Below are 7,109 nucleotides of genomic sequence, written 5' to 3' on the forward strand. Positions count from 1 at the left end.
CATGCCTAAAGAAAAAAGAGAAATTCAAAAACAAGACATCATGCCATTAGATGTTTACATAAAAAATCGTATAGAGCTTAGAAAAAATATTGTAAGTTTTAAAAAAGATAGAAGAATTGCCTTAGGTCCTTATGCAACTTTTTACTTTGAAAGTTATGAAACAATGTTAGCTCAGATACAGGAAATGCTTTACATTGAAAAAGGTGGAGATGAGCAGCTTAAAGATGAGCTTGCAGCATACAACCCTTTAATACCTAATGGAAAAGAGCTTACAGCTACTTTGATGTTTGAAATAGATAATCCAGTTTCAAGATCAGCATTCCTAAGTAAAGTTGGTGGAATTGAGAAAAAAGTGTTCATTAAAATTGATGGTGAAATTGTTAAAGCAATCCCCGAGGAAGACGTTGATAGAACTTCTGCTGATGGTAAAGCCTCATCAGTTCAATTTATACATTTTAAAATTACAGATGAGCAAATTCAAAAATTTAAATCAAAAAATATAAATGTTGAACTTGGTATAGATCATAAAGATTATTCACACACTACTAAACTTAGTTTAGAAAATATAAATTCTTTGTCGGCTGATTTTAATTAATCAGACCCCAAGTATTAGTAGTTTTAATCCATCCATCAAAATTATCAGTTTTAATTTTGCACCAACTACCCTCACATTTTTGCAAAACTAATAGCCTTCCTTTTTTAATTTGAGCAATTGGTTTTGCAAAAGAGGTGGGCTTTTTAAACAAAATTTTATCATTTGTTGAGATAACTGAATTATTTTTTTTTAATTGTGAAATGTGTATCCAACCGCTGTTATTTTTTAAATCAATTATTCGTCTAAAGTTCTCTTTTTTATCTATTTGTTTCACTGGTAAATTGATTTTTTTGTAAACAAATTTTATATCTGAATCGAAACTAGGACCATAGCGAACATTAACTTTATTTTTTTTTAAAGACAAAAAGGTTTCTGCAGCAACACTTGATGAGGCAAAAAGAATTAATAAAATTAGCGTGTAAATATTTCTTTTTATTAATTGCATATACATTTGTTTCTTTTAGTAAGTTTTGCTTTTCTGAAAATTAAATTTAACAAATCTACAATTAGTATAGATCCATTTAAATTTTGACCTATATCTAATATTTCTTTTAAAATTTCATTTGCTTGCATAGAGCCAATAGTACTTGCTACCGTTCCTAAAATTCCTTCATATTCACAATTTAATATGTCATCAGAGATAGTTTCTTCTTGATAAAAACATCTTAAACAAGGCTCTTTTTTATTTTTAAAATTAAAGGTAAAGACATGACCATCAAATTTACTAATAGCAGCGGTTACAAGAAATTTTTTATGTTTTAAACTTAAATCATTTATTAGAAATTTAGTTTCAAAATTATCTGTGCCATCAACTATGTAATCATAATTCTTAATAATTTTTTTAGAATTTTTTTTATCTAATCTTAAATTGAAGATATTAACTTTCGTATTTGGATTAATATCTTTTAATTTTTTTTTAGCTACTTTAACTTTTGATCTATTCAAATCTTTTTCATTAAATAAACTTTGTCTGTGTATATTTGAAAGGTTAACTAGGTCATTATCTATAATTCCTAGTGTTCCAATTCCAGATCTAGTCAGAAATTCTGCTACAGGGCATCCTAGGCCCCCCATGCCGACTATAAGAACTTTAGAATTAACGATTTTTTTTTGCCCTAAAATTCCAATATTTTTTAAAATTATTTGTCTTGAAAATCTTTCAAGTTGATTTTTGCTTATTTTTGAGCTCATTTGCCTGTTGAGCCAAACCCACCCTCTCCCCTGACAGTTTCTGGTAGATTATCTGTTTCTTCTAAATTCATTTTAATAACGGGAGTTAAAATCATTTGCGCAATTCTATCATTATTATTTATTAAAAAATCACCACTACCGTGATTAAAAAGTATTACTTTGATTTCCCCTCTATAATCACTATCGATTGTTCCAGGAGTATTTAATACACTAATGCTATTTTTTGCAGCTAGACCAGATCTTGGTCTGATCTGAATTTCAAAATCACTTGGAAATGCAACAGAAATACCTGTCGGAACTAAACAAGATGTTTGTGGATTAAGATTTATTGGCTTTTTTATAAATGCCATTAAATCCATCCCCGAAGCACCAGTAGTTTTGTAAGCAGGTAAATTTACTTCAGGATCTAATTTCTTTATAAGAACTTTTGTCATTAATTTAATTGATCAATTATTTTGTCAACTATTTCGTCTGATATTTCAGATTTTTTTTTATACAAAAGTTTTTCTTTATCTTTATTTTTATAATGAATTGTCACCTCATTAAAATCAGAATTAAAACCAATTTTTTTGTTAGAAACATCATTAGATACAATCCAATCACAATTTTTATTATTTAATTTTTCTTCAGCATTATTTTCAACATCATTAGTTTCAGCTGCAAATCCAATTACAAGATCAGGCCTCATTGAATTATGATTAGAAACATAGTTTAAGATGTCTACATTTTTTTCTAAATTTAAATTAAGTGTATCTTGTTTCTTAATTTTATTTTTGTATTTTTTATTAACTTTGAAATCAGCAACAGCTGCTGAAAACACCGCAACATTAGTGGGTAAGTTTTTTTGAGTTGCAATAAGCATTTCATCTGCTGTTTCAACTTTGATAAGTTTAATGTTTTTATCAACACTTAAATTAGTTGGACCAGAAATTAAGGTTGTATCAAAACCTTTTTTAGATAGAGACTTAGCCAATTCATATCCTTGTTTTCCACTTGATTTATTTGTAATAAATCTAACAGGGTCAATATATTCATTTGTAGGTCCTGCTGTTACAAGCGCTTTAAATCGTTTATTTTTACTAAGATTTAAAAAATAATTATTTATTTCAGCTGAAATTATTTCAGGATCTGACATTTTGCCTTGCCCATATTCACCACATGCCATATCACCGATTTCTGGACCAATTATTATATAACCAAAATCTTTTAATTTTTCTAAGTTTTGTTTTGTAGATTTGTGTTCCCACATCCTAACATTCATAGCTGGTGCCAAATATATATTCTTATTTGATGCAAGCACTACTGTTGAAGCCAAGTCATCTGTTGTTCCTTGTGCAAATTTTGATATGGAGTTAGCTGTTGCTGGTGCAACTAAGATTATGTCTGCCCATCTTGATAGAGCTATATGATCCATTTCTGTTTCATTTTCAACACTAAACAAATCACTGTAAACTTTACCTTGTGAAAGAGAGGCAACAGAGAGAGGAGTTACAAACTCTTTGGCACTAGCAGTTAAAATAGTTTTAATTTCTGCTCCATTTTTTTTTAAAAGTCTAATTATTTCAAGACTTTTATATGCAGATATTCCTCCACATATAATAAATAGGATTTTTTTATTTAACAGATTTTTCATTTTAAGAATTAAAATACCAATAGTCCAAAAATTACAAGAACTAATAATCCAATAATAGATTGGTTTCTAAATGCTAGCATTTCAGATTTTTTATTATTTAAGGCAGTATAAGAATTTGAATTTTGAGGTATCTGTCCACTGGCTAAAAACGTTAAAGCCTGATTGGCTTTATCCATAATTTCAGGAAATTCAGGCAACCGTTTAATTACCTCAGAAGTATTTTGCAAAGTGTCTGTGATTGTATTGATGGGATCTTTTGTTTCTTTTAGCCAATTTTCAAGTACTGGTTTTGAAGTTGTCCATATATTTGTATTAGGGTTTAATTTTCTGGCTACACCTTCAACAACAACCATAGTTTTTTGTAACATTAAAAGTTGAGGCTGAGTTTGCATATTAAATTTCTCAGTGACGTCAAATAATTGTTTTAATAACTTTCCACCAGATATGTCTTTAACTGCCTGTCCAAATATAGGTTCCCCTATTGACCGAAGTGCTTGAGCTAAGTCATCAATTGGAACATTGTTTGGAACTAGTCCTGCAACTAGATGAACTTCAGCTACTTTTCTGTAATCTCTTTGAATAAAACCAAATAGAATTTCAGCTAGGAATCTTTTGCTAAGTTTATCAAGTCTACCCATTATACCAAAATCTATTGGAGCAATTTGGCCACTATTATCTATAAAAATATTTCCTTGGTGCATATCTGCATGAAAAAAACCATCTCTAACTGCATGTCTTAAAAAATGTTGAATAATATCTTCTGCAATTTTATCAGTATTTAAATTTCTTTTTTTTAATTCTTCTGTCTCTCTTATAGAAACACCATCAATCCAGTCTAATGTCATTACATTTTCACTTGTAAAATTCCAATAAATTTGAGGAACTTTAAAACCTGCATCATTTTTAGTATTTTCTGCATATTCATTAGCTGCAGCTGCTTCAAATCTTAAATCCATTTCTAGATTAGTTATCTCTTTTAATAAAAAAACAACTTCAACTAGTTTTAATCTTTTTGTTTTTTTTACAAAAGATTCTACAATAAAAGCAAACAGCATCATTGCGTCGATTTCTTCATTAAATATTTTCTTAATATTTGGTCTCAGAATTTTTATTGCAACATCCTTGATAGTTCCATCGTCATTTATTTGGGCTTTGTGCACTTGAGCTATTGAAGCAGCTGCAACAGGTTCACTTAAATTAATTATTGAATTATATGTTTCTTCACCGAGGTCTTCTTTGATAATTTCTTTTGCTTGATTTATAGAAAAAGGCGGAAGTCGATCTTGTAAATTTTCAAGCTTAACTGATAGCTCTTCCCCGATAATATCAGGTCTTGTTGCCAAAAATTGACCAAGTTTTATAAAGGTTGTGCCCATTGACTCTAAAGAATTGGATAATCTCTCGCCTTCATCTTTATTTAAGTCTTTTTGCTCACTTTTAGAAAATGAAAATGACAAAAGCTGAAATAATATTGTTATTGCAAGAGGAGGTTTTTTAAATTTTGAAGCAATATTTAAAATATCTGACTTTGCAACCTTTCTTCCTAATTTAAACAAGGTTATGAGTTTTTTAATCATTAAAATTTCCATCCACTGTGAATTGAAACAATACCGCCAGAAAAATTTCTATAAGAACATTTTTTAAAATTATTATTTTCCATTAATTCAATTAATTCTTCTTGATTAATAAATTGTTCAATACTTTTAATTAGATATTCGTATGGTTCCTTTTCACCAACAACAAACTGTCCAATAATAGGAATTAATTTTGAATAATTTCTATAAATAAAGTCTAAGTTTGAATTTTGGATTTTAGAAAATTCTAAACATAAATAGCGACCACCAGGCTTTAAAACTCTGTAAGCCTCAGAAATAGCTTTATCTAAATTCTTGGTGTTTCTTAAACCAAAACTAATAGTGTAAAAATCAAATGTATTATCTGGCAAAGGTAGTTTTTCAGCAGAAGAAATTATCCACTCAATATTATTATAATTAGAAAGTTTTTGTTTTCCTTGATTAATCATTCCCTCATTTGGATCAATACAAGTGATTTTTTCATTTTTACTTGTATTATCTAAATATAATTTACCTATGTCACCTGTACCGCATGCTACATCAACCAGTTTTTTATTTAAGGATGGTTTCATCATATTTATTAGACTTTTTTTCCAAAACCTATGAACACCAAGAGACATAAAGTCATTCATTAAGTCATATTTATTATAGACTTGGTCAAATACACTTTGTACTAATCCCTTTTTATTTTGAAGATGTTGTTGCATAAAAAAATATATATATTCAATATAGTGTGAAATGCCAGAATTACCAGAAGTAGAAATTGTCAGACAATCTCTTGATAAAAAGATCAAACAAAAAAAGGTTAAAAAAGTAATAGTTCGAAATAGAAATTTAAGATTTAAATTACCATATAATTTTAGTCTTTATTTACAAAATAAGAAAATAATCAAAGTAGGAAGATTCTCAAAATATCTTATTATTTTCATATCTGATGGCAGTTATTGTTTAATTCATTTAGGAATGTCGGGAACAATACATATTGTAAGTAAAAAAAAAATTAATAAATTTACTAATACAAGTTTTTATAATTCACCTTATCTTCCAAAAAAACATAATCATATAGAAATAATTTTTGATGATTTTAAAGTTGTCTACAATGACCCTAGAAGATTTGGATTTTTTCAAATCATAAAAAATAACCTTGAATTAAATAAAAAATTTAATCATCTTGGTCCAGAACCTTTTAGTAAAACATTTAACCTAACTTATGTTTTAAATTTTTTTAAAGGTAGGAACAAAGATATAAAAAGTTTTTTACTTGATCAGCAATTTATATCTGGAATAGGAAATATATATGCAAGCGAAATTTTATTCTTTAGTAGAATAAATCCATTTAAAAAAGCAAGCTTACTGAACAAAAAAGAATGTAAAAATATTATATCAAATTCTAAAAAAATTCTTTTAAAAGCTATTAGCAAGGGTGGGTCTAGCATTAGAAATTTTCAAGATATATCCGGGTCTAAAGGTGGATTTCAAAATGAGTTTAAAGTTTATCAGCAAGAAGGTAAGAGATGTAAAAATTTGGGGTGTTCAGATCTTATAAAAAAAAAGATAATCTCTAATAGGTCAACTTTTTTTTGTGATTCTTGTCAAAAATAAACAATTATTTTATTGACCACCATAAATTCTCAAGCTATACCCCTGCGGATATGGCAAACACAAAATCAGCAATTAAGAGAATTAGAAGAATTTCTAAGCAAACAGCGGTAAATAAAGCCAGAAAGAGCAGATTTAAAAATGCTCTTAAAAAAATGAATCTTTTGATTGAAGATAAGAAGAAAGATGAAGCTCTTAAATTCTTGCCAAAATTGAATTCAGAATTAATGAAGATTGCCAAAACTGGAATAATTAAGAAGCAGAACGCATCAAGAAACGTTTCTAGAATAACTAAAAAGATTTCTACAATCTAAAAGATAATTCATAGGTTGTTGTGATTAACAACTTCTAGTATCCACACCATATATAAAAATTTTATTTTAAGTAACCATATTTAGATCTAGTAAATATATAATTTAATTTGATTCAATCTGTGTTTGATTCAATCTGTGTTTGATTCCATTAATAATATTATTTTTTTTAAATACAGAAAAATAATTAAAAAAATTTTTTTAAA

General features: G+C 27.7%; 9 protein-coding genes. 3 read left to right on the forward strand and 6 right to left on the reverse strand.

Annotated features, from left to right (window positions below; all coding sequences use genetic code 11):
* Position 1: 1 nt before the first annotated feature.
* Positions 2–595 (forward strand): DUF3501 family protein, encoded by a 594-nt coding sequence (locus tag ACIJYI_RS07280; RefSeq protein ID WP_435114082.1) that lies wholly within the window; start codon positions 2–4, stop codon positions 593–595.
* Here ACIJYI_RS07280 and ACIJYI_RS07285 read toward each other — a convergent pair.
* From ACIJYI_RS07285 to ubiE, 6 genes are read right to left on the reverse strand one after another with little or no spacing between them, the layout of a single operon-like run.
* Complete coding sequence (locus tag ACIJYI_RS07285) at positions 588–1,040, reverse strand: SH3 domain-containing protein (protein ID WP_435114083.1); 453 nt, start codon at positions 1,038–1,040, stop codon at positions 588–590. The genes ACIJYI_RS07280 and ACIJYI_RS07285 overlap by 8 nt on opposite strands.
* The gene (locus tag ACIJYI_RS07290; protein ID WP_435114084.1) at positions 1,031–1,786 is read right to left on the reverse strand and encodes a HesA/MoeB/ThiF family protein; all 756 of its coding nucleotides are present in this window, start codon (positions 1,784–1,786) and stop codon (positions 1,031–1,033) included. Before ACIJYI_RS07290 ends, ACIJYI_RS07285 begins: the two co-directional genes overlap by 10 nt.
* Positions 1,783–2,220: a dUTP diphosphatase gene (gene dut, locus ACIJYI_RS07295; RefSeq protein WP_435114085.1), complete on the reverse strand. Its 438-nt coding sequence runs from the start codon at positions 2,218–2,220 to the stop codon at positions 1,783–1,785. Before dut ends, ACIJYI_RS07290 begins: the two co-directional genes overlap by 4 nt.
* The gene (gene coaBC, locus ACIJYI_RS07300; RefSeq protein WP_435114086.1) at positions 2,220–3,419 is read right to left on the reverse strand and encodes a bifunctional phosphopantothenoylcysteine decarboxylase/phosphopantothenate--cysteine ligase CoaBC; all 1,200 of its coding nucleotides are present in this window, start codon (positions 3,417–3,419) and stop codon (positions 2,220–2,222) included. Before coaBC ends, dut begins: the two co-directional genes overlap by 1 nt.
* Positions 3,420–3,427: 8 nt before the next feature.
* A complete protein-coding gene (ubiB, locus tag ACIJYI_RS07305) occupies positions 3,428–4,996 on the reverse strand; it encodes a 2-polyprenylphenol 6-hydroxylase (protein ID WP_435114087.1) in 1,569 nt (522 codons plus the stop codon).
* Positions 4,996–5,700 (reverse strand): bifunctional demethylmenaquinone methyltransferase/2-methoxy-6-polyprenyl-1,4-benzoquinol methylase UbiE, encoded by a 705-nt coding sequence (ubiE, locus tag ACIJYI_RS07310; RefSeq protein ID WP_435114088.1) that lies wholly within the window; start codon positions 5,698–5,700, stop codon positions 4,996–4,998. Before ubiE ends, ubiB begins: the two co-directional genes overlap by 1 nt.
* Positions 5,701–5,731: 31 nt before the next feature.
* Between ubiE and mutM the strand changes: the two genes are divergently transcribed.
* A complete protein-coding gene (gene mutM, locus ACIJYI_RS07315) occupies positions 5,732–6,595 on the forward strand; it encodes a bifunctional DNA-formamidopyrimidine glycosylase/DNA-(apurinic or apyrimidinic site) lyase (protein ID WP_435114089.1) in 864 nt (287 codons plus the stop codon).
* Positions 6,596–6,645: 50 nt separating this feature from the next.
* Positions 6,646–6,906 carry a 30S ribosomal protein S20 gene (rpsT, locus tag ACIJYI_RS07320; RefSeq protein ID WP_435114090.1) on the forward strand — a complete coding sequence of 87 codons (261 nt, stop codon included), beginning with the start codon at positions 6,646–6,648 and terminating at the stop codon, positions 6,904–6,906.
* Positions 6,907–7,109: the final 203 nt, after the last annotated feature.

The organism is Candidatus Pelagibacter bacterium nBUS_36 (assembly GCF_051201215.1).
Classification (GTDB): Bacteria; Pseudomonadota; Alphaproteobacteria; order Pelagibacterales; family Pelagibacteraceae; genus Pelagibacter.